Origin of the sequence: Salipiger aestuarii, assembly GCF_003259905.1 — a bacterium.
Taxonomy (GTDB): domain Bacteria; phylum Pseudomonadota; class Alphaproteobacteria; order Rhodobacterales; family Rhodobacteraceae; genus Salipiger; species Salipiger aestuarii.
This window is the reverse complement of the sequence record NZ_QLMG01000013.1, coordinates 12,885-37,916: the sequence shown is the minus strand read 5'-3', so window position 1 is coordinate 37,916 and position 25,032 is coordinate 12,885. Positions and strand designations below refer to the sequence as shown.

Genomic DNA, 25,032 nt, shown 5'->3' with positions numbered 1-25,032 from the left:
GCGGAGGCGGCTTCATGGCCGGAGTTCATGATCCGGGTGCATAAGGAAAGGCGTTTCAACTGGTATGACCGGAGAAGAAGGCAGTCGATATGGGGCATTCCGTGACGCTGGCCTGAAGCGTCCGGAAATGTTCAGTAACGTCATTTGAATGTTCATGTTGCTTCCCCAAAACCGCGTGATCGCCTATCGCCGCTGCCATGACCCGCACGCCCGGCGGGATCGACGTACCGGAAAAGACCAGCGGCTGGCGCGGATCGCGCGACATGTGGCCGGATGCGGCGCGCCAGGCGCTCGTGCGGTCCGGGGTCGAGGCGGTCAAGATCCAGCCGCTTGCCAGTGTGCCGTATCTGTCCTGCACCAGCTTTTGCTGGTTCTTGAAGGATCGGCAGGCGCGGCCGGACGCGTTGCTTTCCGACCGATAGGCCAGGAACACCGGCGTCTACGCGCAAACCATTTCCGACGCGATGCTGCTCCTGATCGAGGTGTTCAACGAGAACGCGCTGTGCGAATCGCGGCTGGATTTCGCCGTTCGCGGCTGGGGGCCATCCATACGATGTTCAAACAGTTCGGATACGCCCCGGATGAGGCGGAGGTGCGGGCCTGAACCGTGTATCTGCCCCAGATCGGCCACATTCCGATGCGGATCAGCGAAATTGTCGCGCCGCGCAGGGCCGGTGCGCGCGGATATGTGACGCTGTTTCGTGCGCAGACGCTGACGCTGGACGAACTGGCCCGCTTTCGCGCGTGGCTGAAATGTGACCCGGCGCCCTATCCCGTTCGACAGGGCGCGATGAGTGGCCCTGCGCCTTGTGTCTATGGACCGATGGACCGACGCGGCGGGCAATCAGATCAGCCCCAGGTCGACCGCGTGCAGCGAATGTCTGCGGACCCTCTCCCGATGAGGTTGCACGGCCCGCGTCCGGTGCGGCTTTGGGACGGCTTGCTCTGCATCGTCGCTGTTCGTGAGACCGCGGGCGATGGCACGGAAGGTTGAGGGTCCACAAATGAAAACACCGCCGCGCAACGGGGCGCGGCGGTGTGACGGGTTTTGGCGCTGCCGTTCAATCGGCCGTCAGCAGAGGCGGTTTCTTGGTTGACAGGCGCAGCTTTTCGGGCCCCTCGATCTTGAGGTCAAGAGCGTCGTTTTTCAGGCCCACCTTGACCACGCCGCCCTTGGTCAGCTTGCCGAACAACAGTTCCTCGGCCAAGGGTTTCTTGAGCGTTTCCTGGATCACGCGGCCAAGCGGGCGGGCACCCATGCGGTCGTCGTAGCCCTTGTCGGCCAGCCATTCCGCGGCCGGGCGCGTCAGTTCGATGCTGACGTTGCGGTCCATCAGTTGTGCTTCGAGTTGCAGCACGAACTTTTCGACCACCGACAGGATCACCTCTTTCGGCAGCGGCTGGAAGCTGATGACGGCGTCCAGACGGTTGCGGAATTCCGGCGTAAAGGTGCGCTCGATAGCCGCCGTATCCTCGCCGGTGCGACGGTCGCGGCCAAAGCCGATGGCCGCCTTGGCCTGTTCGGCAGCCCCCGCGTTCGAGGTCATGATCAGGATCACGTTGCGGAAATCCACCGTGCGCCCGTTGTGATCGGTCAGCGAGCCGTGGTCCATGACCTGTAGCAGGATGTTGTACACATCCGGGTGCGCCTTTTCGATCTCGTCCAGCAGCAGCACGCAATGCGGATGCTGATCGACACCATCGGTCAGCTGGCCGCCCTGGTCGAACCCGACATAGCCCGGAGGCGCGCCGATCAGGCGGGAAACCGCATGCTTTTCCATGTATTCCGACATGTCAAAGCGCAGCAATTCCACCCCAAGCGAGCTTGCGAGCTGCTTTGCGACCTCGGTCTTGCCGACACCTGTCGGTCCTGCGAACAGGTAGTTGCCGATGGGCTTTTCGGGTTCGCGCAGACCGGCCCGGGCCAGCTTGATCGCCGCCGCCAGCGCGTCGATGGCGTTGTCCTGGCCAAAGACCACCCGCTTGAGCGTGCCTTCCAGATCGCGCAGCAGTTCGGCGTCGTTCTTGGACACGTTCTTGGGCGGGATGCGGGCGATCTTGGCGACCACATCTTCGATTTCCCGGGCACCGATGGTCTTGCGGCGCTTGGATTCGGCCACGAGATGCTGCGCCGCGCCGGCCTCGTCGATAACGTCGATGGCCTTGTCGGGCAGCTTGCGATCGTTGATGTAGCGCGCCGAAAGTTCGACGGCGGACTTGATCGCATCGGCGGTGTATTTGACGCTGTGATGCTCTTCGAAATAGGGCTTGAGACCCTTGAGGATCTTGACTGTGTCGGGGACCGAGGGCTCGTTCACGTCGATCTTCTGGAACCGGCGCGACAGCGCGCGGTCCTTTTCGAAATGCTGGCGGAATTCCTTGTAGGTGGTCGACCCCATGGTGCGCAGCTTGCCGCCCTGAAGCGCGGGTTTCAGCAGGTTGGACGCATCCATCGCCCCGCCCGAGGTTGCGCCCGCGCCAATCACCGTGTGGATTTCGTCGATGAACAGCACGCCGTCGGGATGTTCCTCAAGCTCGGTCACGACGGCCTTGAGCCGTTCTTCGAAATCGCCGCGATAGCGGGTGCCCGCCAGCAGCGCGCCCATGTCGAGCGAGAAGATGGTGGTTTTCGACAGCACAGCCGGGGTGTCACCGGAGACGATCTTGCGCGCCAGACCTTCGGCGATGGCGGTCTTGCCGACGCCGGGATCGCCCACCAGCAGCGGGTTGTTCTTGCGGCGGCGGCACAGCACCTGAATGCAGCGTTCCACCTCTTGTTCGCGGCCGATCAGCGGATCGACGTCCCCTTTGCGAGACTTGGCGTTCAGATCGACGCAATACTTGCCAAGCGCCGATTCCTTGTTGTCGGCGGGCGCTTCGGACTGGGCGGCCTTGACCGCTTCTTCCTCGGCATCCTGGGCGCCGTTGACCGGGCGCGCCTCGCCGTAGGCGGGGTTTTTCGCCACGCCATGCGCGATGAAATTCACCGCATCATAGCGGGTCATGTCCTGTTCCTGCAGGAAATAGGCCGCGTTGGATTCGCGTTCTGCGAAGATCGCGACAAGCACGTTCGCGCCGGTCACTTCGGTGCGGCCTGAAGATTGCACATGGATCGCGGCGCGCTGGATGACGCGCTGGAAAGCGGCGGTGGGCACCGCTTCGGAACCTTCGATGTCGGTGACGAGGTTCGACAGGTCCTCGTCGATGAATTCCACCAGCGTGGTCCGAAGTTCTTCGGTGTCCACGGAGCATGCCTTCATCACGCGGGCGGCGTCGGGTTCGTCGATCAGGGCGAGCAGGAGATGTTCCAGCGTCGCAAATTCGTGGCTGCGCGAGTTCGCGAGAGCCAGTGCAGCGTGAATGGCCTGTTCCAGGGTATTCGAGAAAGACGGCACGGTGGGGCGCTCCTCTTGTCTGTGTCGGGCGTTGTGGTACCCAACATCGCCTTCTATGGTTAAAGTTTGGTCGACTCCTGCCGTCCATCAAGAAGTTTCTGTGACGGGGCCGCTCACTTTTGCTGTGAATGTGTATTCTTGGCGTCAAAAGCGGCGGGTCAGAACCGGTCCTTCCGGGCGCGGATTTCGGCAAAGACATCTGCATCTGACGCAGATTGCATGCCCAGAAGATCGCGGATCTCGGGGGAATCGGGTCGCAGGAACGGGTTGGTGGCCAGTTCTTCGGACAGCTTGCAGGCGGCGGTCGGGCGCTCCTCTGTCCGAGCTTTGGCGATCTCATGAGACCTCAAGATAAGCGCTTTGTTGCCTGGTTCAACGGTCAATGCGAACTTGGCGTTGGATGCGGTGTATTCGTGGCCCGAATAAACCATCGTGTCGGGGGAAAGCGCGGCAAGCTTGCTCAGGCTGTCCCACATCATCGGGGCGGTGCCCTCGAAGATTCGCCCGCAGCCAAGCGCCATCAGGCTGTCGGCGGTGAACACGGCGTCCGCGTCGGGCATGTGAAACGCGACATGGCCCAGCGTGTGGCCGGGCACATGGATCACCTCCACGGCCACCCCGCCCGCATCGAAGCGGTCGCCGCCCTGCACGGGGTGATCGAGCGCGGGCATCTTATCGGCTTCGGCGCGGGGGCCGGTGACGGTGCAGCCATAGCGCGCGCGCAAGGCATCGACCCCGCCGACGTGATCGTGATGGTGGTGGGTGATCAGCAGATCGCTGAGACCCCAGCCGTGGGCCTCAAGTGCGTCGACGATCGGCGCCGCTTCCGGCGCGTCGATCAGCACGACGCCTGACGGGCCTTTCACAAGATAGGCGTAATTGTCGGTAAGGCAGGGGACGGTGACGATCTCCATGGTCTTTCCTTCGAGGCTTTGCCAGACTGCCACCGACATTGGAGGATCGGAGGCCTCACCGCAATGCACCTAGATGTGCACAGTTTGCGCGACTTTTATTACCGCAGCGCGCTGGGCCGCGCGGCGCAGCGCGCTGTGCGCGATCAGGTCCTGCGATACTGGCCCAACGCCAAGGGGCAGACGGTGGTCGGCTACGGTTTTGCCGTGCCTCTGCTGCGCCCCTATCTCAAGGAATCGCGCCGGGTGGTCGGGCTTATGCCCGCACCACAAGGGGTGATGCCCTGGCCCACGGGCCTGCCCAACGTCAGCGCGCTGTGCGAAGAAACCCTGTGGCCGCTGGAAACGGGGCATGTCGACAAGCTGGTGCTGATGCATGGGCTGGAAACATCGGAACGCCCGTCCGAAGTGCTGGAGGAATGCTACCGCGTGCTTGGCCCCGGCGGTGAGGCGCTGTTCATCGTGCCCAACCGGTCGGGCCTGTGGGCGCGGTCGGACAACACGCCGTTCGGCTTCGGACGGCCCTATTCGCTTGGCCAGCTCGACAGCCAGCTCAGGCAGTACGATTTCGTGCGTCAGAGCCATGTCAGTGTGTTGTATCAGCCGCCGTCGCCACGCCGGTTCTGGATGCGGACCGGGCCGATGTGGGAAGGAATCGGGCGCGCCATTCCGGCGGTTGTGGCGGGCGGGGTGTTGATCGTGCGGGCGTCGAAACGCTATCCGCCGCAACGCAAGGGGCTGGGGGACCGGGTGCGCGTGCCCAACCCGCTGGAGGTCCTATCGCCGGTCCCCAAAAAGGAACCCAAGCCGGTCTGACCGGGCCTGCGCGCGTTGGCGCACCGGGTAAGCGGTTGATTGCAGGCCGGTCTTTGCGCGCCCCACGCCGTCTTCGGTCGCGGGTCGATCATGATCTTGTGAACGTGTTCGGCGCGCGGCGCGCGGGAATCGCCTTGCGTTCGGCGGGGCGCCGCATAGCTTGCATTTCCTGCGCGACCGCTAACACGGCCCCTGCAAGCTCGCTGTACCGCGACAAAAGGGGGGCCTCGCGGACGATGCCCCGGGCGGCCGCAAGGCAACCGCCGGACCGTTTGCGCTATCTCGATGCGATCATTCCGTTGCGGCAGGAAGAAATGCCAATAGCCTAACAAAACCTGAAAAACCGCATCATTTCAAAGCCCTGTTTCCCGACGCGATCCGGCTGCACGGTCGCACCGGCAAAAAACCCGCGCCCGGACGCACCTTAAAACGCTGCAAGCATGTTGCGAGGGCGGGGAGGCTCTGCTAAATCCGCGCTGATTTCGACGCCCTGGGACAGCTCAGGGCAGGGACAACGCCTCCGGACGCCGGGACAGCCCCTAGTGTCGCGGGGGCCTTATATCGGAAGGGTGGACGTGTCTGAACCAGCTTCGATCTCCGGCGGCATCGCGGCACGCTATGCGACGGCGGTCTTCGAGATCGCCAATGAGTCCAATGCTCTCGACCAGCTTGAAAGCAATGTGAACGATCTGTCGCAGGCGATCGCGGACAGCCCCGACCTGCGCGACCTGATCGCGTCGCCCGTCTATCCGCGCGAGTCGATGAAAAAGGGTATCATGGCGGTCGCCTCGCGGATGGGTCTTATGCCCGCGATGCACAACACGCTTGGCCTTCTGGCCGAAAAGCGCCGTCTGTTCGTGCTGCCGCAACTTATCGCGCACCTGCGCGAGATGATCGCCGAATCCAAGGGCGAAATCACCGCCGAGGTGACCTCGGCCACCGCCCTGTCGGACGATCAGGCCAGCCGCCTGGCGCAGACGCTGTCCAGCAGCGTCGGCAAGCAGGTCAAGATCAAAACCACCGTCGATGAGCGACTCATCGGGGGTCTTGTTGTCAAGGTTGGCTCGAAGATGATCGACACGTCGGTCGCGTCGAAGCTCAACGCTCTCCAGAATGCAATGAAAGAGGTCGGATAAATGGGTATCCAAGCAGCCGAGATTTCGGCGATCCTGAAGGAGCAGATCCAGAACTTCGGCACGGAAGCCGAAGTCGCGGAAGTGGGTCGCGTGCTGTCCGTCGGTGACGGTATCGCCCGCGTTCACGGCCTCGACGCGGTGAAAGCCGGCGAAATGGTCGAATTTCCCGGCGGCATCATGGGCATGGCGCTGAACCTCGAAGCCGACAACGTCGGTGTCGTGATCTTCGGCTCCGACCGCGAGATCAAGGAAGGCGATGTCGTCAAGCGCACAAATTCCATCGTGGACGTGCCCGCCGGTGAGGGCCTGCTGGGCCGCGTCGTCGACGGTCTGGGCAACCCGGTGGATGGCAAGGGTCCGATCCAGTACACCGAGCGCCGCATCGCCGACGTCAAGGCGCCGGGCATCATCCCGCGCAAGTCGGTGCACGAGCCGATGGCGACCGGTCTCAAGGCAGTTGATGCCATGATCCCGATCGGCCGTGGTCAGCGCGAGCTGATCATTGGCGACCGTCAAACCGGCAAGACCGCCATCGCGCTCGATACGGTCCTGAACCAGAAATCCTACAACGACGCCGCCGGCGACGATGACAGCAAGAAGCTGTACTGCGTCTATGTCGCCATCGGCCAGAAGCGGTCGACCGTGGCGCAGCTGGTCAAGCGTCTGGAAGCCACCGGCGCCATCGACTATTCGATCGTCGTGGCCGCAACCGCATCCGACCCCGCGCCGATGCAGTTCCTCGCTCCCTACGCCGCGACCGCCATGGCGGAATATTTCCGCGACAACGGCAAGCACGCGCTGATCATCTATGATGACCTGTCCAAGCAGGCTGTGTCGTATCGCCAGATGTCGCTGCTGCTGCGTCGCCCGCCGGGCCGCGAAGCCTATCCCGGCGACGTGTTCTATCTTCACTCGCGCCTGCTGGAGCGTTCGGCCAAGCTGAACGAAGATCACGGCTCGGGCTCGCTGACGGCGCTGCCGATCATCGAAACCCAGGGCGGCGACGTGTCGGCGTTCATCCCGACCAACGTGATTTCGATCACCGACGGTCAGATCTTTCTGGAAACGGAACTGTTCTTCCAGGGCATCCGTCCCGCCGTGAACACCGGCCTGTCGGTGTCGCGCGTCGGCTCTTCGGCCCAGACCAAGGCGATGTCGTCGGTTGCCGGCCCGGTGAAGCTGTCGCTGGCGCAATATCGCGAAATGGCGGCTTTTGCGCAGTTCGGATCTGACCTCGATGCATCGACCCAGCGCCTGCTGGCCCGCGGCGCGCGCCTGACCGAGCTGATGAAGCAGCCGCAATATTCGCCGCTGAGCAATGCCGAAATCGTCTGCATCATCTTCGCGGGCACCAACGGTTACCTCGACGACGTCCCGGTCCGTGAGGTCAGCAAGTTCGAAGCGGCTCTGCTGGCGTTCCTGCGCGGCCAGCGCAAGGACATCCTCGACTGGATCGAGGCAGAGGACCCCAAGATCAAAGGCGAACCCGCGGACAAGCTCAAGGCGGCTCTGGACGAATTCGCCAAGACCTACGCCTGAGCGGCCTGAAAGGACAGGATCATGCCTAGCCTAAAGGACCTCAAGAACCGGATCGCGTCGGTCAAATCGACCCGCAAGATCACCAAGGCCATGCAAATGGTGGCCGCCGCAAAACTGCGGCGGGCTCAGGATGCCGCGGAACAGGCCCGCCCCTATGCCGAGCGCTTCAATGCGGTGCTCGGTGCGCTGTCGGCGTCTGTCGGCAGCAGCGCCACGGCGCCCAAACTGCTTGCGGGAACCGGCGCGGACGACGTGCACCTGCTGATCGTCATGACCGCCGAACGCGGGCTGTGCGGTGGCTTCAATTCGTCGATCGTCAAGAAGGCGCGCGTCGCGATTGAAACGCTCAAGTCCCAAGGCAAGACGGTGAAAATTCTCACCGTCGGCAAGAAGGGCCGCGAGCAGCTCAAGCGCGATCATGGCGCGCTGTTCATCGGGCACGTCGATCTTGGCGACGTGAAACGGCTTGGGTACGCCGACGCGCAAAAGATCGCGCGCGACGTGCTGATCCGCTTCGATGGCGGCGAATTCGATGTGGCGACGATCTTTTACTCGGCGTTCGTCAACGTGGTAAGCCAGGTGCCGCAGTCACAGCAGATCATTCCGGCGGCCTTTGATGCGCCCGAAACCGAAGAGGCGGCCAGCGGCCCCCTTTACGATTACGAGCCGGACGAGGAACGCATCCTTGCCGACCTGTTGCCCCGTGGTGTCGCAACCCAGATCTTCTCGGCTCTGCTGGAGAACGCGGCCTCGGAACAGGGCGCACGGATGAGCGCGATGGACAACGCCACGCGCAACGCCGGTGAAATGATCGACAAGCTGACCATCGAATACAACCGGTCGCGTCAGGCTGTCATCACCAACGAACTGATCGAAATCATCTCGGGCGCCGAGGCGCTCTAAGAACCGGAGACGATAAATGGCAAACGCAAAAGGCAAAGTGACTCAGGTCATCGGTGCCGTGGTCGACGTAAAGTTCGACGACCACCTGCCCGAGATCCTGAATGCGCTGACCACCACCAACGACGGCAAGAAGCTGGTTCTTGAAGTTGCGCAGCACCTGGGTGAATCGACCGTTCGCACCATCGCGATGGATTCGACCGAAGGTCTGGTGCGCGGCCAGGAAGTGGTCGACACCAGCGGCCCGATCATGGTGCCGGTGGGGACCGCGACGCTGGGCCGCATCCTGAACGTCGTGGGCGAGCCTGTCGATGAAAAGGGCCCGGTCGAGGCGACCGAGACCCGCGCCATCCACCAGCCCGCTCCGAAGTTCGAGGATCAGGCGACCGAATCCGAGGTCCTCGTGACCGGGATCAAGGTCATCGACCTGCTGGCGCCCTACGCCAAGGGCGGCAAGATCGGCCTGTTCGGCGGTGCCGGCGTGGGTAAGACGGTTCTGATTCAGGAGCTTATCAACAACATCGCAAAGGTGCACTCGGGCCTGTCCGTGTTCGCCGGTGTCGGCGAGCGGACCCGTGAAGGCAACGACCTGTATCACGAGATGATCGAGTCGGGCGTTCTGACCCCGGACAACCTGCCCGATTCCAAGATCGCGCTGGTTTACGGCCAGATGAACGAGCCGCCGGGCGCGCGTGCCCGGATCGCGCTGACCGGCCTCACCCTGGCCGAACAGTTCCGCGATGCGACCGGCACCGACGTTCTGTTCTTTGTCGACAACATCTTCCGCTTCACCCAGGCGGGTTCGGAAATGTCGGCGCTTCTGGGTCGTATTCCTTCGGCCGTGGGCTACCAGCCGACGCTGGCGACCGACATGGGCGCGATGCAGGAACGCATCACCTCGACCAAGAACGGCTCGATCACGTCGATCCAGGCTGTCTACGTTCCTGCGGACGACCTTACCGACCCGGCCCCGGCCACGACCTTTGCGCACCTCGACGCGACAACGGTTCTCAACCGCGCGATTTCCGAGCTTGGCATCTATCCCGCCGTGGATCCGCTGGATTCGACCTCGCGGCTGATGGACCCGCTGGTCATCGGCGAAGAGCATTACCAGGTCGCGCGCGACGTGCAGGGCATCCTTCAGCGTTACAAGTCGCTTCAGGACATCATCGCCATCCTCGGGATGGACGAACTGTCCGAAGAGGACAAGCTGACCGTGACCCGTGCCCGCAAGATCCAGCGTTTCCTGAGCCAGCCGTTCGACGTGGCGAAGGTATTCACCGGCTCGGACGGTGTGCAGGTGCCGCTTGAAGACACGATCTCGTCGTTCAAGGCGGTTGTCGCGGGCGAATACGATCACCTTCCCGAAGGCGCCTTCTACATGGTCGGCGGCATCGAGGACGTGAAGGCCAAGGCCGAAAAGATGGCTTCCGAAGCCGCCTGATGACTGCGGGGGGCTGGTGTGCAGCCCCCCATCACCAACCGGAGGCCCTGATGGCTGATATGATGCAATTCGACCTGGTGAGCCCCGAGCGGAACCTGCTGTCCGCCAAGGCTTCGCTGGTTTCGATCCCCGGCGCCGAGGGCGACCTTGCCGTGGGTCCGGGCCACGAGCCCATGATCACGACGCTGCGTCCCGGTATCGTCAAGGTCGATACCGACAAGGGCACCGAGCAGTTCGTCGTTACCGGCGGGTTCGTCGAAATCGGCGCGGGCGTCAGCGTTCTGGCCGAAAAGGCCGTGCCCTACGCCGACATGGACCAGGCGACCTATGAGGCGCTCGTCAAGGAAGCGGAAGCGATGTACCACGACGTCAAGGCGAACTGGGTCAACGAACCCGGCCCCGTCGATGACGCGGCAAAGCTGCTTCAGGACATGGTCGCCGTCGGCACGCATATCGGGCTGGACCCGATGCAGCCGAACTTCTGATACCGCCCCACATCCGATGAAAAGCCCCGCTCAGGCGGGGCTTTTTGCATGGCGGGGCGCTTTCCCGCCAATGGCGGGCCGGATCGTCCCGTTGGGGCTTGCGTCGCCGCGCCGGGGGTGGCACCCGCTGAGCGACCCCATCGCCCACACGGAGACCGCCTGACAGATGCCGGCACTCGACCTGACATCCCTTCTGCGCGAATTCATCACGCTGTTCGTCGTGATCGACCCCATCGGATCGCTTCCGGTGTATTTCTTTGCGGTGGCCGGGGTGCCCGCGGCGCTGCACTGGAAAATCGCCATGCGGGCGGTGGCGGTCGCCGCCGGCGTGTTGCTGGCCTTTCTGGTCGCGGGGCAGTTGCTGATGGACACGCTGGGCCTGCGGCTGGGGTCGTTCCAGATCGCGGGGGGGATCATTCTGTTCCTGTTCGCGCTGACGATGATCTTTGGCGACAGCAAGCCCGCCAAAGAGATCGAAGAGGCCGAGCGCGACCACATGGCCGGCGCGGTGTTCCCGCTGGCGATGCCGTCCATCGCGTCGCCGGGCGCCATGCTGGCAATTGTCATCCTGACCGACAACAATCGCAATTCGATCCCCGATCAGGCGGTGACGGCGGTGGTTCTTATGGCGGTGCTGGCCGTGACGCTGGTACTGCTGCTGCTGGCCGCGCGGCTCAAGCGTGTCATCGGATTGACGGGGACGAGCATCATAAGCCGCGTGATGGGCATTATCCTGGCCACCGTGGCGGTCGACAACGTGCTTGGCGGATTCGAGGCGGTCGGGCTCATCACGCTGCCGCAGGTCGAAAGTTCGGTGCTGGAAATCGAGGGCTGAGCTTTCCATCCCGTGGCCGATCCCGCACAATGCCCAGGACCGGGGCGGAGGACAGGCATGCGCAGGATGGACGGCAGACGTATCGGCGTCGATCAGGGCAACACCGACATCTTTTCGGATTTTTCGCAGGGCGGCGACATGTGGACCGGCACCGGCGCGCGCGAACGGCGCAGGCCGGTGACGTTTTCGGAACCCTTCCGGGCGCCGCCGCTGGTTCAGGTATCCCTGTCGCTGTGGGATTTCGCCGAAGGGGCGAATCTGCGGGCGGATATTTCGGCGGATGACGTCACCGAAACCGGTTTCGACCTGGTGTTCCGCACCTGGTCGGACACGCGCGTGGCGCGGGCCCGCATGAGTTGGATCGCCATCGGAGAGGTGCACAGCGACGACGATTGGGATCTGTCCCAGCCGGTCAGATGATGCCTTCGTAGATCGGCCCCAGCGTGTCGGTTTCGAACAGCGACGAGACCGATGTGCCGTTCCAGATGTTCAGGATTGCCTGGGCGAACATCGGGGCGGTCGGAACGATTCGGATGTTCTCGGCGTTGGCGACCTCTTCCGTCGCGGCGATGGAATCGGTGATCACCAGCGATTTCATCACCGACGCCTTGACCCGCTCGACCGCGGGGCCGGACAGCACGCCGTGGGTGATATAGGCGTGGACCTCGGTCGCGCCGTGGTTCATCAGGATCTCGGCGGCTTTGCACAGGGTGCCGGCGGTGTCGCAGATGTCATCCACGATGACGCATTTCTTGCCGGACACGTCCCCGATCACCGTCATCTCGGCGATCTCCCCGGCCTTTTCGCGGCGCTTGTCGACGATGGACAGCGGTGCGTTGATCCGCTTGGCCAGTTCCCGCGCGCGGGCCACGCCGCCGACGTCGGGCGACACGACCATCACGTCGTCGAGCGCGCCTTCGAACTGTTTCAGGATATCCAGCGCGAACACCGGCGAGGCGTAAAGGTTGTCGACCGGGATGTCGAAAAAGCCCTGGATCTGCGTGGCGTGCAGATCCATGGTGAGCACCCGTTCGATGCCTGCCTCGTGGATCATGTTGGCGACCAGCTTGGCGGTGATGGGGGTGCGCGCCTTGGTGCGGCGGTCCTGACGGGCATAGCCGAAATAGGGGATCACGGCGGTGATCCGCGAAGCGGACGACCGGCGCAGCGCGTCGGCCATGATCAGCAGTTCCATCAGGTTGTCATTCGCGGGGCGCGATGTCGACTGGATGATGAACATGTCCTCGCCGCGGACATTTTCGTAGACCTCGACAAAGATCTCCTGATCGTTGAACCGCTCGACGCGGGCATCGACGAGGCCGACGGACATGCCGCGGTACAGCGACATGCGCCGCGCGATGGCATTGGCAAGAGGGCGGTTGGAATTACCAGCGATAAGCTTGGGTTCGATGACGGTGGGCATGGGGGGGGGGCCTCGGCAGCGATGACAGATTCGTGACGTTGCGGGGGCCTTAGCACGCGGTTAGCGTGGCGCAAAGACAAAGGCCGCAGGAGCGAACGACATGACCCATATTGACTACTATTTCACGGTGCTTTCCCCCTATGCTTACCTGGCGGGAACCCGGCTGGAACAGATCGCCGCGACCCACGGCGCGACGATCACCTACAAGCCGCTTGACGTGATGGCGCTGTTCGATCGCACCGGCGGCACCAAGCCCGGCGACCGCCACCCCAGCCGGATGGCGTACCGCGCGCAGGAATTGCCGCGTCAGGCGAAAAAGGCGGGCAAGGCGTTCAACCTCAAACCCGCGCATTGGCCGACAAATCCGGCGCCCGCGTCTTATGCAATCATTGCGGCGCAGACCGCCGGGGGTGGCGATCTGGGGGCGCTGACGCACAGCATCCTGCGCGCCTGCTGGGCCGAGGACAGGGACATCGCCGAGGATGCGGTGGTGCAGGATTGCCTGAAGGCGGCGGGCTACGACCCGAACCTGACTTTTTCGGGACTGCTGACCGGCGCCGAAGTCTATGCGCAGAACCTCGAAGACGCGGTCGGCGCCGGGGTTTTCGGCGCGCCGTTCTACGTTCTGGCGGACGGTACAAAATTCTGGGGGCAGGACCGGTTGGACGATCTGGAGGCGCACCTTTCGGGCGCTCTGTGACCCCAACTGGCCAGACGGGTCAGGCTTTGGGCTGACCCTGCGCGGCAAGGCCCGCCTTTTCGGACGCAACGGGAAGGCGGCCGGCCCACCAGATCGCCGCACCGGAGATGCTGAAGAACAGGACAACACAGGCCGCCATAAGGAAAAGGACGAGAAGGGCGCTCATTTTTTTGTTTCCGTTTTTTTGCGATGTCTGCCCATCAACGGGCCTGATCGTCAATCTGTTCCTAACCGGCGCGGAAATCTGGCTCAAGTTTGACGTTTGCCCCGTTTGCGCAACAGGGCGAAGGCGTGGCGCAGATGCCACTGGCGCCGCGGCGCAGGTCAGCGCGCCGGGCGGCGCAGCGACGATGGGGGGCGCCCGTACAGATCCAGGAAGCTGGCATTGAACCGCCGCAGGCTGCGGAATCCGGCGCGGATCGAGATGTCGGCCATTGGCAGCGCGGTGTTGTCGATCAACCGTTTGGCCCGGTGCGTGCGGCAGGTGCGCGCCACCTGCCGGGGCGAGGCACCCAGATGGGTGGCGAACAGCCGCGACAGATGCCGTGATCCGATGCCCAGCCGGTCCGCCAGCGCCGCGACGGGCGCGTGATCCAGCGCGCCGTCCTCGATCAGCTTCAGCGCCCGCTCGACGGTGCTCAGCGTTCCCTTCCATGCGGGACAGAACGGCGCGGTTTCGGGCCGGCAGCGCAGGCAGGGGCGGTATCCGGCGGCCTCGCAGGCGGCGGCTGACGGCAGAAAGCCGACATTGCGTGTCAGCGGCGGCTTGACCGGGCAGACCGGGCGGCAATAGATCCCGGTGGTTTTCACAGCGATAAAGAACACGCCGTCGAAGGCGGGGTCACGGCGCAGCCGGGCAGCGTTGCATGTGTCGAAATCAAGCATGACCCGATCATGCCACGCGAACGCGAGGGGGGCGAGCGTACCGCGATGATGAGGTCCGCAAACGGCGAACTAGGATTTGCCGATCTTCGATTCGGTTCCCTGGCGCAACCGCGTAATGTTCTCGCGGTGCCGCCAGAAAATCAGCGCCGCCAGCACAAGGGTCAGCGCGGTCGTGTCATAGTCGCGCAGCAGGATCATCCACGCGGTGGACAGACACGCCGCGACCAGCGCCCCTACCGACGAAATCCGCGACATTGCCGCCGCGGCAAGCCAGGTGGCGCAGGTCATCAGCCCGACCGGCCAGCTAAGCGCCAGCACCAGGCCGATGAACGTCGCGACCCCCTTGCCACCCCTGAACCGCAACCACGCCGGGTAGCAATGGCCCAGAAAGGCGGCGAACCCGGCCAGCTGCGCCGCATCCTCGGCGGCCAGCCAGCGCGCCAGCAGCACCGCCACCGCCCCCTTGGCACCGTCCAGGATCAGCGTGCCGGCCGCCGCCGCCTTGTTGCCGGTGCGCAGCACGTTGGTCGCGCCGATATTGCCCGACCCGATCTTGCGCAGATCGCCCAGCCCCATGGCGCGGCTGAGCAGCACCCCAAAGGGGATCGACCCCGCGAGATAGCCAAGGAGTGCCCACAGCACGAGTACGGCGGGGGATGAGGTGATGTCGGGCAGCATGGGTCAGGCGCTCCGGTAAACGGGGGTGCCCGCGACGAAGGTGGCGATCACCTTGCCCTGAAGCCGGGCGCTGTCAAAGGGCGTGTTCTTGGATTTCGAATGCAGCTTGAAGCGGTCGAGCACAAAGGGCTTGTCGGCATCGAACAGCACCAGATCGGCGGGCGCGCCCTGTGACATCCGGCCCGCATCCAGCCCCAGCCGTTTGGCGGGGTTCAGCGACAGGGCGCGAAACAGCGTCGGCAGGTCAAGCTCGCCCGAATGATAAAGCCGCAGCAGCACCGGAAGCATGGTTTCCAGACCGACCGCGCCGCTGGCCGCTTCTTCAAAGGGCAAGCGTTTGGATTCCTCGTCCTGGGGCGTGTGAAAGCTGCCGATGATGTCGATCAGACCGTTGCGCAGCGCCGCGACCGTGGCCTGCCTGTCGTCTTCGGACCTCAGCGGCGGTTTGACCTTGAAGAAGGTGCGGTAATCGGCCACGTCCATGTCGTTCAGCGTCAGGTGGTGCATCGACGTGCCCGCCGTGACATCCAGCCCGTTGTGCTTGGCCCGTTCCAGCGCAGGCAGGGCGCGGGCGGTGGTGAGCTGATCGGCGTGGTAGCGCACGCCGGTCATTTCCACGAGCGCAAAGTCCCGGTCCAGCCCCATGCGTTCGGCCATCGGCGGCACGGTCGGCAGCCCGCGCAGCGTGGCGAACTTGCCCGACGTGGCAGCGGCGCCGTGCGACAGGCCGGGTTCCTGCGGGTGACACATGACCAGCGCCCCAAGGCTGCGGGCATAGGTCATGGCGCGGATCAGCACCTTGGTATCGGTGCAGACATGATCGCAATCGGTAAAGGCAACGGCGCCCGCGTCCAGAAGAAAGCCGATCTCGGTCATTTCGCGCCCCGCGCGGCCCTTGGTCAGCGCGGCCATCGGCAGCACGTTCACCGGGGCATCGTCGCGGGCGCGGTCCTTGATGAATTCCAGCACCTCGGGGGTGTCGATGGGCTGCGCGGTGTCGGGACGCGTGACCATTGTGGTGACGCCCCCGGCGGCGGCGGCAAGGCCCGCTGTCTTGTAGCTTTCCTTGTGCCGTTCGCCCGGTTCGCCGACCTTGACGCCGATGTCGATGATGCCGGGGGCCAGGAAGGCGTTGTTTGCGTCAAGGCGCGCGGCGTCCGATACCTCGGGGAAGGGGGTGTCGAACAGCGTGGCGATGCGCCCGCCTTGCAACAGCGCGGCGCCGGGGCGGACAGTGCCTGCCTCGGGGTCGATCAGGCGGGCGTGGGTAATCAGCGTGGCGGTCATTTCGGTCTGGTCCCTCGGCGGGCTGCGGCACGGGCCGCCGTGTTCCTGAGTATGTGAGGCCGGGCAAAAGAGAAAGCGTCATTGCCCGGCGTTCCGGTGAGGTGTGGGCGCGGCGCAGCGCCGCCGCGGTCATGAGATCTGCATCAGCGTGCCCGCGACCAGCACCACCAGCAGCGCGATCGCGATCAGCGTCACATACATCGCGCGACGGTTGCGCGGCGCGGCGTGCGGCGCGGCGGGGCGGGCGAGCTGCGCCGGGGCGCTGCGCGGGTCGGGGCCGCGGGGGCGGGCCTGTTCCTCGGGAAAGGTGCCGACCCAGCGCAGCGGGGCGGCGATCGCAAGGTCCTGGCTGACGTGGTCGAAAGCCTGCGCCGAAAGCGCGACCACATGCCCTTTCAGCGCGTCGATCTGCGGCTGCATCTGGCGGAAATCGTCGCCCGTGACCTGATAGGCCGAGACAAGATATTCCGACAGCGGCATCCCCTCCAGGTCGCGGATGTTGACCACATCCACGAAGGCGGGGCGCAGATGGGTCGCCCCCAGCGCATATTTCAGCGGGTATTCCCCGGTGCCCGCCTGCGTGGCAAAGCGTTCGATGGCCTCTGGCGGCAGATCCAGGTGGAACAGCCGCAGCATGCCGGGGTCCGACCCGTTGATGTGCATCCGCATCATGCCGAAAGCTCGGTCGGGCGGGCGCGCAGGTTGCGGGACAGCAGATCCATCGCGGCCATGCGCACGGCGACGCCCATTTCCACCTGCTCCTGAATCACCGAGCGGTTGATGTCGTCGGCCAGCGTGCCGTCGATCTCGACCCCGCGATTCATCGGGCCGGGGTGCATGACGATGGCGTCGGGCCTGGCAAAGCTCAGCTTTTCCGCATCCAGCCCGAAGCGGTGGTAATATTCACGCTCGGACGGGATGAACCCGCCGTCCATGCGTTCCTTTTGCAGGCGCAGCATCATGACGACGTCCGCGTCGCGCAAACCCTCGCGCATGTCTTCGTAGATTTCGACGCCGAATTCCTTCAGCACCGGGGGCACCAGCGTGGTCGGCCCGACAAGGCGGATGCGGTTTTCCATCTTTTGCAGCAGCAGGATATTGCTGCGCGCCACACGGCTGTGGGCGATATCGCCGCAGATCGCGATGTTCAGCCGGTGCAGCCGCCCCTTGGCGCGCCGGATGGTCAGCGCGTCCAGCAGCGCCTGCGTGGGGTGTTCGTGCCGCCCGTCGCCCGCGTTGATGACCGCGCAGTTCACCTTTTGCGCCAGCAGGTCGACGGCGCCGGAATGCGGGTGGCGCACCACCAGCAGGTCGGGGTGCATGGCGTTCAGGGTCAGCGCCGTGTCGATCAGCGTCTCGCCCTTCTTGATCGAACTGGCCTGCATGGACATGTTCATCACATCCGCGCCCAGTCGCTTGCCCGCGATTTCAAAGCTGGATTGCGTGCGGGTGGAGTTTTCGAAGAACATGTTGATCTGGGTCAGCCCCGACAGCGCGCTGGAACGCTTTTCGCGCCGACGAGACAGCGTGACGTAGCTGTCCGCAAGGTCAAGCAGCGTGCCGATCTCGTCGGGGCGCAGGGGCTCGATGCCCAGAAGGTGACGCTGGTCGAAACGCATGGGAAGGGCTCCGGTCTGGTATGGCTGGGGTTATATGGCCGGGGGGGGCATCGGACAAGTGGCTGCCCCCGCTTGCGGTACGCTCATGCGCATTTGACCAAAGACGCCCCCGAGGGGGATTTCCGGCGGCGCGCCGCGGCGGTAGGATGCGCGCATGGAAACGGGAATCGACGCAGGGATGGACTGGTTCGCGGCGCGGGCCGCGCTGGACTGGCAGCTTGAGCTGGGCGCCGACGAGGCGATCGGCGAGGCTCCGGTGGATCGCTTTGCCATCGAGGCCGGGGCACAGGCGGCACGATCCGCACTCGTCGCCGCCCCGGCGCCGGGGCGGATGGCGCCCGCGCCCGAGGCGGACCCCGTGCAAGACGCCGAGGCTGCCGCCCGCGGCGCTGCAACGCTGGATCAGCTGCGCGACGCGATGGCGGCCTTCGATCACTGCGACCTCAAGCGCGGCGCGCGCAACCTGGTGTTTTGCGACGGCGTTCCGGGGGCGCGCGTGATGATCGTGGGCGAGGCGCCGGGCCGCGACGAGGACCGGCAGGGCAAGCCCTTTGTGGGGCGCGCCGGACAGTTGCTGGACCGGATGCTGGGCGCCATCGGGCTGTCGCGGGCCGAGTCTGTCTATATCACCAACGTCCTGCCCTGGCGGCCGCCGCAGAATCGCGACCCCAAGCCGACTGAAATCGCAATGATGCTGCCCTTTCTCAGGCGGCATATCGCGCTGGCGGATCCCGACCTGCTGGTGATCGTCGGCAATATTTCGTGCAACGCCCTGCTTGGGCGCACCGGCATCACCCGGCTGCGCGGCCAGTGGACCGAAGCCGAGGGCCGCCCCGCCATCCCCATGTTCCATCCCGCCTACCTTCTGCGCCAGCCCCGGATGAAACGCGAAACCTGGGCAGACCTGTTGTCCCTGTCCGCAAAGCTGAAGGCGCTGCCATGAAACTGCTGGGTCTGCTCGCGCTGCTGGCCGGACCCGTGGCCGCACAGGATTTCAGCATCGACTACGACCGCCTCTTCGAAGAAAACTCGGACCGGATCATGGTGGCCGAGCCGGGTGTGCAGCGGCTGGAACTGCCGGGGCCGGTGATTGTCGAACGCCGCAACGGGCGCTACCGGGCGGACGATCAGTCCGGCTGGGGGCCTGCGGGCTGTGCGCTGGACCGGCTGTTTGTCGCGGGGGCGGCGGTGACCGCCTGTCCTGGTCTGTATTCCGACGATCAGCGCGACCGGGTCGCGGCGCAGCTTTTGCGGGGCGTGCGGTTCTATGCCCGGAACACCGTGCCGCCGATGGCGCCGGATGCGGCCAACGCCGCCATGCTGTCGCGGCTGGCGGCCACCCGCGACAGGCTGTCGCTGATCTGCGCCTATGGCTCGGCAGAACTGGCCTTTGCCGCGCATATCGCCGAAGATGCCACGATCAGGCGCTTCGACAGAATCTTTCGGACCGCGCGCCTGCCCGTCACAAGGCCATGCAGGTAGACCCCCCATGTCGCGCATCGACGAGACCAGAGATTTCATCCCCGTGCGCATCGCGGTGCTGACCGTCAGCGACACGCGAACGCTGTCCGACGACCGGTCCGGCGATACGCTGGTGCAACGGCTGACCGACGCTGGGCACATGCTGGCGGCGCGCGCGATCTGCGCCGACGACCGACCGGCCATTGCCGGGCAGCTGCGCGCCTGGGTGGCGGACCCGGACATCGACGTGATCCTGTCGACCGGGGGCACCGGCCTGACCGGACGCGATGTCTCCGTCGAGGCCCATCGCGACGTCTATGAAAAGGAAATCGACGCGTTCGGCACGGTGTTCACCATCGTGTCGATGCAAAAGATCGGCACCAGCGCGGTACAAAGCCGCGCCACGGGGGGCGTGGCGGGGGGCACCTATCTGTTTGCGCTGCCCGGCAGCACCGGCGCCTGCAAGGACGCCTGGGACGACATTCTGTCGCTTCAGCTCGATTACCGGCACCGCCCCTGCAATTTTGTCGAAATTTTTCCACGCCTGGATGAACATCACCGGCGGAAGTGACGCAATCGTGCGTATCAGGACTGATGCGCGCGGTATCATCGACAGCTAGACTTTCCCGAATTGGCTCCGCCGCCCCCTTTTTGCAGGACGACGCCCATGCGATTCCTTCGTCAAAGCCTGACCGGGCTGTTTCTCGCGTCCGTCGCGCTGGGGCTGCTTGTCTGGGCGGGGGCGCTGATACAGGGCGCGGTGCAGACGCGGCTGAGCGACAGCCCCCGCATGCCGGAGCCGCGCGAGCGGGTGTTCGCCGTGAACATCCTGCCGATATCGTTCGAAACGGTGACGCCGGTGCTGACCGCCTTTGGCGAGGTGCAAAGCCGCCGCACGCTGGAACTGCGCACCGCGATCGAGGGCACGCTGGTCGATTTCCATCCCGCCTTCGTCGAGGGCGGGCGCGTGGCCGAAGGCATGTTGCTGGCGCGAATCCAGCCGGCGGATCTTGAGGCGGCGCTGGACAGCGCCGACACCGATCTGGACGACGCCGAGGCCGAACTGCGCGAGGCGCGCCGCGCCGCTGTGCTGGAAGCCGAGGCGCTGGCGGGGGTCGAGGAACAGGCGGCGTTGCGCCAGCGCGCCTTCGAACGGCAGACGGACCTTGAGGCGCGCAGCGTCGGCACCACCGCGCAGGTCGAAGAGGCCGAGCTTGCGGCCTCGGTCGCGCGCCAGGCGGTGACATCCGCCCGCCAGTCGCTGGCCGCCGCCGAAGCGCGGGTGAACTCGGCGCAGACAGCGCTGGCGCGTGCCCGCATCGCGCGCGCGGATGCGCGGCGCAGGCTTGATGAAACCGAAATCCGCGCGCCCTTCGACGCCCAGCTTTCCGGCGTGAGCGTGGTTGCGGGGCGGCGGGTGTCGGCGAACGAACAGCTGGCTTCGCTGGTGGATCCGAACGCGCTTGAGGTGGCGTTCCGCGTGTCGGTGCTGCAATACACCCGGCTGCTGGACGATACGGGCGCGCTGCGCGAGGCGCCGGTGCGCGTGGTGCAGGACCTGCTGGGCGGGCGGCTGGAAACCACCGGTCGCCTGATCCGCGAAGGGGCCGCGGTGGGGGAAGGTCAGACCGGCCGGCTGCTGTACGCGACGCTGGGCCGGACGGGCGGTTTCAAGCCAGGCGATTTCGTCACCGTCGAGGTGACGGAACCGCCGCTGGACCGGGTGGCCCGGCTGCCCGCCACGGCGCTGGACGCCGCGGGCGACGTGCTGGCGATTGGCGACGGTGACCGGCTTGAGGCGATTCCGGTTACGCTGATGCGGCGGCAGGGCGATGACATCCTGGTGCGCGGCGATGCCCTGGCCGGGCGCGACATCGTCACCCAGCGCACCCCCCTGCTGGGCGCGGGCATCAAGGTGCGCCCCCTGCGCGCCGAAGGGGCGCCCGATCCCGCCATCGAAGAGATGCTGGAACTGGACGCCGAACGCCGCGCCCGGCTGGTCGCCTTTGTCGAAACCAACACCCGGATGCCCGACGAGGCCCGGCAGACCCTTCTGGCACAACTGGCGCAGGACCGGGTGCCCGCATCGGTCGTCGCTCGTCTGGAAGACCGGATGGGCAGCTGAGCGATGCGCCAGATCCCCGGACAAGCCAGCGGCATCCTTTCGTATTTCACCCGGCATCCGACCGTCGCCAACCTGCTGTTGGTGATGCTCATCGCCGCCGGGCTGCTGGCCGCGCCGAACATGCGGGCGCAGTTCTTTCCCGATGTCATCGACGACGATGTGACCGTCAGCGTCGCCTGGGACGGCGCCGGGGCGACGGATGTGGACATCGGCATCGTCCAGGTGCTGGAACCCACGCTTCTGACCGTCGAAGGCGTGGTCAATTCCGAAAGCCGTTCGACCGAGGGCAGCGCCCGCATCGAGCTGGAATTCGAACCGGGCTACAACATGATGAAGGCGGTCGACGATGTCGAAACCGCCGTCGACACCGTCACCAATCTGCCCGAAGACGCCGACGATCCCGTCATCCGTTCGGGCGGCTGGGCCGATCGGGTGACCGACGTGGTGATCTCGGGGCCGGTCGAGACGGCGCAGCTGGCGCGGTTTGCCGATGAACTCGTGCTGCGCCTGTTCGCCGAGGGCGTCACCCGCACCACCGTCCGCGGCCTTGCGGCGCCGCGGATCATCGCCGAGGTGCCGACCCGCAACCTTGTGGGGTTCGACGTCACCATGGCCGAAATCGCCGACGCCATCGCGGGCGAGGTCGATGCCAACCCCGCCGGAGACGTGAGCGGCGCCAACGCCCGTGTCCGCGCCGGTGTCGAAACCCGCAGCGCCGATGACATCGCGGCCATCGTGCTGCGGTCCGAACCGGACGGCACGACGCTGACCATCGGCGATGTGGCGCGGCTGCGCCTTGAGGGCATCGACCGCGAGCGCACCTATTTCGTCGGCGATCACCCGGCGATCTCGATCCGGGTCGACCGGTCGGCCGAAGGCGACGCGATCAGGATACAGCACAAGGTCGAAGACGTCGCCCGCGCCTTTCAGGCGCAATTGCCGCAGGGCACCAGGATCGATCTGATCCGCACGCGGGCCGAAGCGATCACCGCCCGGCTCAACATCCTGCTGGACAATGGTGCCACCGGGCTTGCGCTTGTGGTGGTGCTTTTGTTTCTGTTCCTGAACGCGCGCACGGCGATCTGGGTGGCGATGGGCATTCCGACCGCGATGCTGGCGGCGCTGGCACTGATGTATGCCTCGGGGCTGACGATCAACATGATGTCGCTGTTCGCGCTGATCCTGACGCTGGGCATCGTGGTGGACGATGCCATCGTCGTGGGCGAACACGCAGATCACATGTCCCGCCGCGGGCTTGGCCCGGTCGAGGCGGCGGAAACCGCGGCCCGGCGCATGGCGCTGCCGGTATTTTCGTCGACGCTGACCACGGTGATCGCCTTTTTCGGGCTTGTGGCCATTGGCGGGCGGTTCGGAGATCTCATCAGGGACATCCCCTTTACGGTGATCGTGGTGCTGATCGCCTCGCTGGTCGAATGCTTTCTGATCCTGCCCAATCACATGTCCCACGCCATTCGTGCGTCGCAAAAGCGGCATTGGTACGACTGGCCGTCGCGGCAGGTGAACCGGGGCTTCCGCTGGGTGCGCGAAACGCTGTTCCGCCCGTTCATGTGGGGCGTGGTGCGGGCGCGCTATGTGGTGCTTGCGGCGGCGCTGCTGTTGCTGGCAAGCCAGGTGGCGCTGGTCATCAGGGGCGACGTGCCCTGGCGGTTTTTCAATGGCCCCGAGCAATCGTCGGTCACGGGGAATTTCGCCATGGTGGCCAGCGCCACCCGCGCCGACACGCTGGCGCAGTTGCAGATGCTGCAGAGCACGGTCCAGGAGGTGGGGCTGGAATACGAACGCAGCCACGGCCGCAACCCCATCGCCTATGTGCTGGCTGAAATCGGCGGCAACGCGTGGCCGGGGCTTGCCGGGACCGACAGCAAGGACGCCGACCAGCTGGGCGCCATCTCGATCGAGCTGATCGACGCCGACCTGCGCCCCTATTCCAGCTTTGCCCTGGTGGGCGTGTTGCAGGAACGGCTTTCGACGCATCCCATGGTCGAAACCATCAGCTTTCGCAGCTGGCGCTCCGGCCCCGGGGGCGACGCGCTGGACGTGCAGTTCTTTGGCGCCGATTCAGACACGCTCAAGGCGGCATCCGAGGATCTCAAGACCGCGCTGCTGCCGTTCCCCGAAGTGTCGGCGGTCGAGGACAACCTGTCCTACGACAAGGAAGAACTGGTGTTGCAGTTGACCCCGCAAGGCGATGCGCTGGGCTTTACCATCGACGATCTGGGCACCGTTCTGCGCCATCGGCTGGCGGGGATCGAGGCGGCGACCTTTCCCGACGGGCCGCGTTCGGCCGAGATCCGGGTGGAACTGCCCGAAAGCGAGCAGACAGCGGATTTTCTGGACCGGATGCAGATGCGCACGCCGGGCGGCGCCTATGTGCCGCTGGCCGATATTGTCAGCGTGTCGCGCCAGACCGGCTTTTCGACGGTGCGGCGGGAAAACGGCATCCGGCTGATCTCTGTCACCGGCGATATTTCCGAAGACGACCCGCAGCGCGCCGCCGACATCATGCAGGCGCTTCAGCAGGACATCCTGCCCACCATCGCCGCCGACCGGCAGGTGGACTACCAGCTTTCGGGGCTGGCCGAGCAAGAGGGTGAATTTCTTGCCGATGCCCGCACCGGGCTGACCCTGGTGCTGTTGGGCATCTACCTTGTGCTGGCCTGGGTGTTTGCCAGCTGGACGCGGCCGCTGGTGGTGATGTCGGTGATCCCGTTCGGGCTGGTCGGGGCGGTCTACGGCCACTACCAATGGGACGTTCCGATGAGCATGTTCACCGTGGTGGGCCTGCTGGGGATGACCGGGATCGTCATCAACGATTCCATTGTTCTGGTAACGCAGATCGACGAATACGCCCCTGATCGCGGCATTTTCCAGGCCATCGTGGATGGTGCGTCGGACCGGCTGAGGCCGGTGTTCCTGACCACGGCGACCACCGTGATGGGCCTGGCTCCGCTGCTCTACGAGCGGTCGAGCGATGCGCAGTTTCTCAAACCGACGGTGATTACCCTGTGTTACGGGCTGGGCTTCGGGATGGTTCTGGTGCTGATGGTGGTGCCCGCGCTGATCGCGGTGCAGCATGACATCGGGCTGCGTCTAAGAGCGTTCCGCCGGGGTCTGGGCTTTCGCCGGATCGGTCCGCGGCTGGGCCTGACGGCGGTGCTGGGGGGGGTGCTGGTCTGGCTGGCGGCGACGATGGGGGCGGTGGCGCTGGGCCTGCCGGGTGCCGTGCTGCCGGCGGTCGCGGGGCTTGCGCCGATGGCGGCGGCCTTTGCGACCTTTTTGGTGGGAGTGGCGGGGGTGGTGACGCTGCTGTGGATTGCCAGCTTCGCGGTATCGCGCCGTGCCCGGTCGTGATCGCAGCAGCCCTTGCGGGGC

General features: G+C 65.3%; 24 protein-coding genes. 14 read left to right on the top strand and 10 right to left on the bottom strand.

All coding sequences use genetic code 11. The features are described from left to right. Positions 1-55: 55 nt before the first annotated feature. From ATI53_RS22960 to gloB, 3 genes are all read right to left on the bottom strand, one after another. Positions 56-433, bottom strand: coding sequence for a hypothetical protein (locus tag ATI53_RS22960; RefSeq protein WP_146609903.1), 378 nt, complete (start codon positions 431-433; stop codon positions 56-58). A 628-nt stretch (positions 434-1,061) separates the two neighbouring features. Beyond that, positions 1,062-3,395: an ATP-dependent Clp protease ATP-binding subunit ClpA gene (clpA, locus tag ATI53_RS09040; RefSeq protein WP_009504206.1), complete on the bottom strand. Its 2,334-nt coding sequence runs from the start codon at positions 3,393-3,395 to the stop codon at positions 1,062-1,064. A 158-nt stretch (positions 3,396-3,553) separates the two neighbouring features. Continuing rightward, complete coding sequence (gene gloB, locus ATI53_RS09035; RefSeq protein ID WP_009504205.1) at positions 3,554-4,309, bottom strand: hydroxyacylglutathione hydrolase; 756 nt, start codon at positions 4,307-4,309, stop codon at positions 3,554-3,556. 63 nt (positions 4,310-4,372) lie between these two features. Between gloB and ATI53_RS09030 the strand changes: the two genes are divergently transcribed. The 8 genes from ATI53_RS09030 to ATI53_RS08995 all read left to right on the top strand — a co-directional run bounded on the left by ATI53_RS09030 (position 4,373) and on the right by ATI53_RS08995 (position 11,881). Continuing rightward, a complete protein-coding gene (locus tag ATI53_RS09030; RefSeq protein ID WP_009504204.1) occupies positions 4,373-5,122 on the top strand; it encodes a class I SAM-dependent methyltransferase in 750 nt (249 codons plus the stop codon). Between the two features lie 569 nt (positions 5,123-5,691). Continuing rightward, entirely contained in the window at positions 5,692-6,258 is a 567-nt protein-coding gene (locus tag ATI53_RS09025) for a F0F1 ATP synthase subunit delta (protein WP_111550231.1), read from the top strand. Then, a complete protein-coding gene (atpA, locus tag ATI53_RS09020) occupies positions 6,259-7,797 on the top strand; it encodes a F0F1 ATP synthase subunit alpha (protein ID WP_009504202.1) in 1,539 nt (512 codons plus the stop codon). 21 nt (positions 7,798-7,818) lie between these two features. Further along, complete coding sequence (locus tag ATI53_RS09015; RefSeq protein WP_111550230.1) at positions 7,819-8,700, top strand: F0F1 ATP synthase subunit gamma; 882 nt, start codon at positions 7,819-7,821, stop codon at positions 8,698-8,700. A gap of 16 nt (positions 8,701-8,716) precedes the next feature. Then, positions 8,717-10,141, top strand: coding sequence for a F0F1 ATP synthase subunit beta (atpD, locus tag ATI53_RS09010; RefSeq protein WP_009504200.1), 1,425 nt, complete (start codon positions 8,717-8,719; stop codon positions 10,139-10,141). A gap of 50 nt (positions 10,142-10,191) precedes the next feature. After that, positions 10,192-10,626, top strand: a complete 435-nt coding sequence (locus ATI53_RS09005; RefSeq protein ID WP_009504199.1) for a F0F1 ATP synthase subunit epsilon — start codon at positions 10,192-10,194, stop codon at positions 10,624-10,626. Between the two features lie 166 nt (positions 10,627-10,792). Then, positions 10,793-11,461 (top strand): MarC family protein, encoded by a 669-nt coding sequence (locus tag ATI53_RS09000; protein ID WP_009504198.1) that lies wholly within the window; start codon positions 10,793-10,795, stop codon positions 11,459-11,461. Between the two features lie 57 nt (positions 11,462-11,518). Then, the gene (locus ATI53_RS08995) at positions 11,519-11,881 is read left to right on the top strand and encodes an H-type lectin domain-containing protein (RefSeq protein ID WP_034452226.1); all 363 of its coding nucleotides are present in this window, start codon (positions 11,519-11,521) and stop codon (positions 11,879-11,881) included. Here the strand turns inward: ATI53_RS08995 and ATI53_RS08990 are convergent. Next, entirely contained in the window at positions 11,874-12,884 is a 1,011-nt protein-coding gene (locus ATI53_RS08990) for a ribose-phosphate pyrophosphokinase (RefSeq protein ID WP_009504196.1), read from the bottom strand. The two genes, ATI53_RS08995 and ATI53_RS08990, sit on opposite strands and share 8 nt — an antisense overlap. 100 nt (positions 12,885-12,984) lie before the next feature. On the opposite strand from ATI53_RS08990, the gene ATI53_RS08985 reads away from it, so the two are divergent. Continuing rightward, positions 12,985-13,584 carry a 2-hydroxychromene-2-carboxylate isomerase gene (locus ATI53_RS08985; protein ID WP_009504195.1) on the top strand — a complete coding sequence of 200 codons (600 nt, stop codon included), beginning with the start codon at positions 12,985-12,987 and terminating at the stop codon, positions 13,582-13,584. A gap of 19 nt (positions 13,585-13,603) precedes the next feature. Here the strand turns inward: ATI53_RS08985 and ATI53_RS22955 are convergent, their stop codons facing one another. The 6 genes from ATI53_RS22955 to ATI53_RS08960 all read right to left on the bottom strand — a co-directional run bounded on the left by ATI53_RS22955 (position 13,604) and on the right by ATI53_RS08960 (position 18,053). Then, complete coding sequence (locus tag ATI53_RS22955; RefSeq protein WP_146609902.1) at positions 13,604-13,837, bottom strand: hypothetical protein; 234 nt, start codon at positions 13,835-13,837, stop codon at positions 13,604-13,606. 71 nt (positions 13,838-13,908) lie between these two features. Then, the gene (locus ATI53_RS08980) at positions 13,909-14,469 is read right to left on the bottom strand and encodes a bifunctional transcriptional activator/DNA repair enzyme AdaA (RefSeq protein ID WP_111550229.1); all 561 of its coding nucleotides are present in this window, start codon (positions 14,467-14,469) and stop codon (positions 13,909-13,911) included. A gap of 69 nt (positions 14,470-14,538) precedes the next feature. Beyond that, positions 14,539-15,147, bottom strand: a complete 609-nt coding sequence (plsY, locus tag ATI53_RS08975) for a glycerol-3-phosphate 1-O-acyltransferase PlsY (RefSeq protein WP_009504192.1) — start codon at positions 15,145-15,147, stop codon at positions 14,539-14,541. A gap of 3 nt (positions 15,148-15,150) precedes the next feature. Continuing rightward, positions 15,151-16,434 (bottom strand): dihydroorotase, encoded by a 1,284-nt coding sequence (gene pyrC / locus ATI53_RS08970; protein ID WP_111550228.1) that lies wholly within the window; start codon positions 16,432-16,434, stop codon positions 15,151-15,153. A 129-nt stretch (positions 16,435-16,563) separates the two neighbouring features. After that, positions 16,564-17,106: an aspartate carbamoyltransferase catalytic subunit gene (locus tag ATI53_RS08965; RefSeq protein WP_111550227.1), complete on the bottom strand. Its 543-nt coding sequence runs from the start codon at positions 17,104-17,106 to the stop codon at positions 16,564-16,566. Then, positions 17,103-18,053, bottom strand: a complete 951-nt coding sequence (locus ATI53_RS08960; protein ID WP_009505317.1) for an aspartate carbamoyltransferase catalytic subunit — start codon at positions 18,051-18,053, stop codon at positions 17,103-17,105. The genes ATI53_RS08965 and ATI53_RS08960 overlap by 4 nt, the downstream gene beginning before the upstream one ends. Before the next feature lie 154 nt (positions 18,054-18,207). On the opposite strand from ATI53_RS08960, the gene ATI53_RS08955 reads away from it, so the two are divergent. From ATI53_RS08955 to ATI53_RS08935, 5 genes are all read left to right on the top strand, one after another. Beyond that, positions 18,208-18,996 carry a uracil-DNA glycosylase gene (locus ATI53_RS08955; protein WP_009505319.1) on the top strand — a complete coding sequence of 263 codons (789 nt, stop codon included), beginning with the start codon at positions 18,208-18,210 and terminating at the stop codon, positions 18,994-18,996. After that, on the top strand, positions 18,993-19,535 hold the full coding sequence (locus ATI53_RS08950) for a hypothetical protein (protein WP_009505320.1): 543 nt from the start codon (positions 18,993-18,995) through the stop codon (positions 19,533-19,535). The genes ATI53_RS08955 and ATI53_RS08950 overlap by 4 nt, the downstream gene beginning before the upstream one ends. A 7-nt stretch (positions 19,536-19,542) precedes the next feature. Next, a complete protein-coding gene (moaB, locus tag ATI53_RS08945) occupies positions 19,543-20,085 on the top strand; it encodes a molybdenum cofactor biosynthesis protein B (RefSeq protein ID WP_009505322.1) in 543 nt (180 codons plus the stop codon). A gap of 96 nt (positions 20,086-20,181) precedes the next feature. After that, entirely contained in the window at positions 20,182-21,639 is a 1,458-nt protein-coding gene (locus tag ATI53_RS08940; protein ID WP_111550226.1) for an efflux RND transporter periplasmic adaptor subunit, read from the top strand. 3 nt (positions 21,640-21,642) lie between these two features. Continuing rightward, a complete protein-coding gene (locus tag ATI53_RS08935; protein ID WP_009505326.1) occupies positions 21,643-25,011 on the top strand; it encodes an efflux RND transporter permease subunit in 3,369 nt (1,122 codons plus the stop codon). Positions 25,012-25,032: the final 21 nt, after the last annotated feature.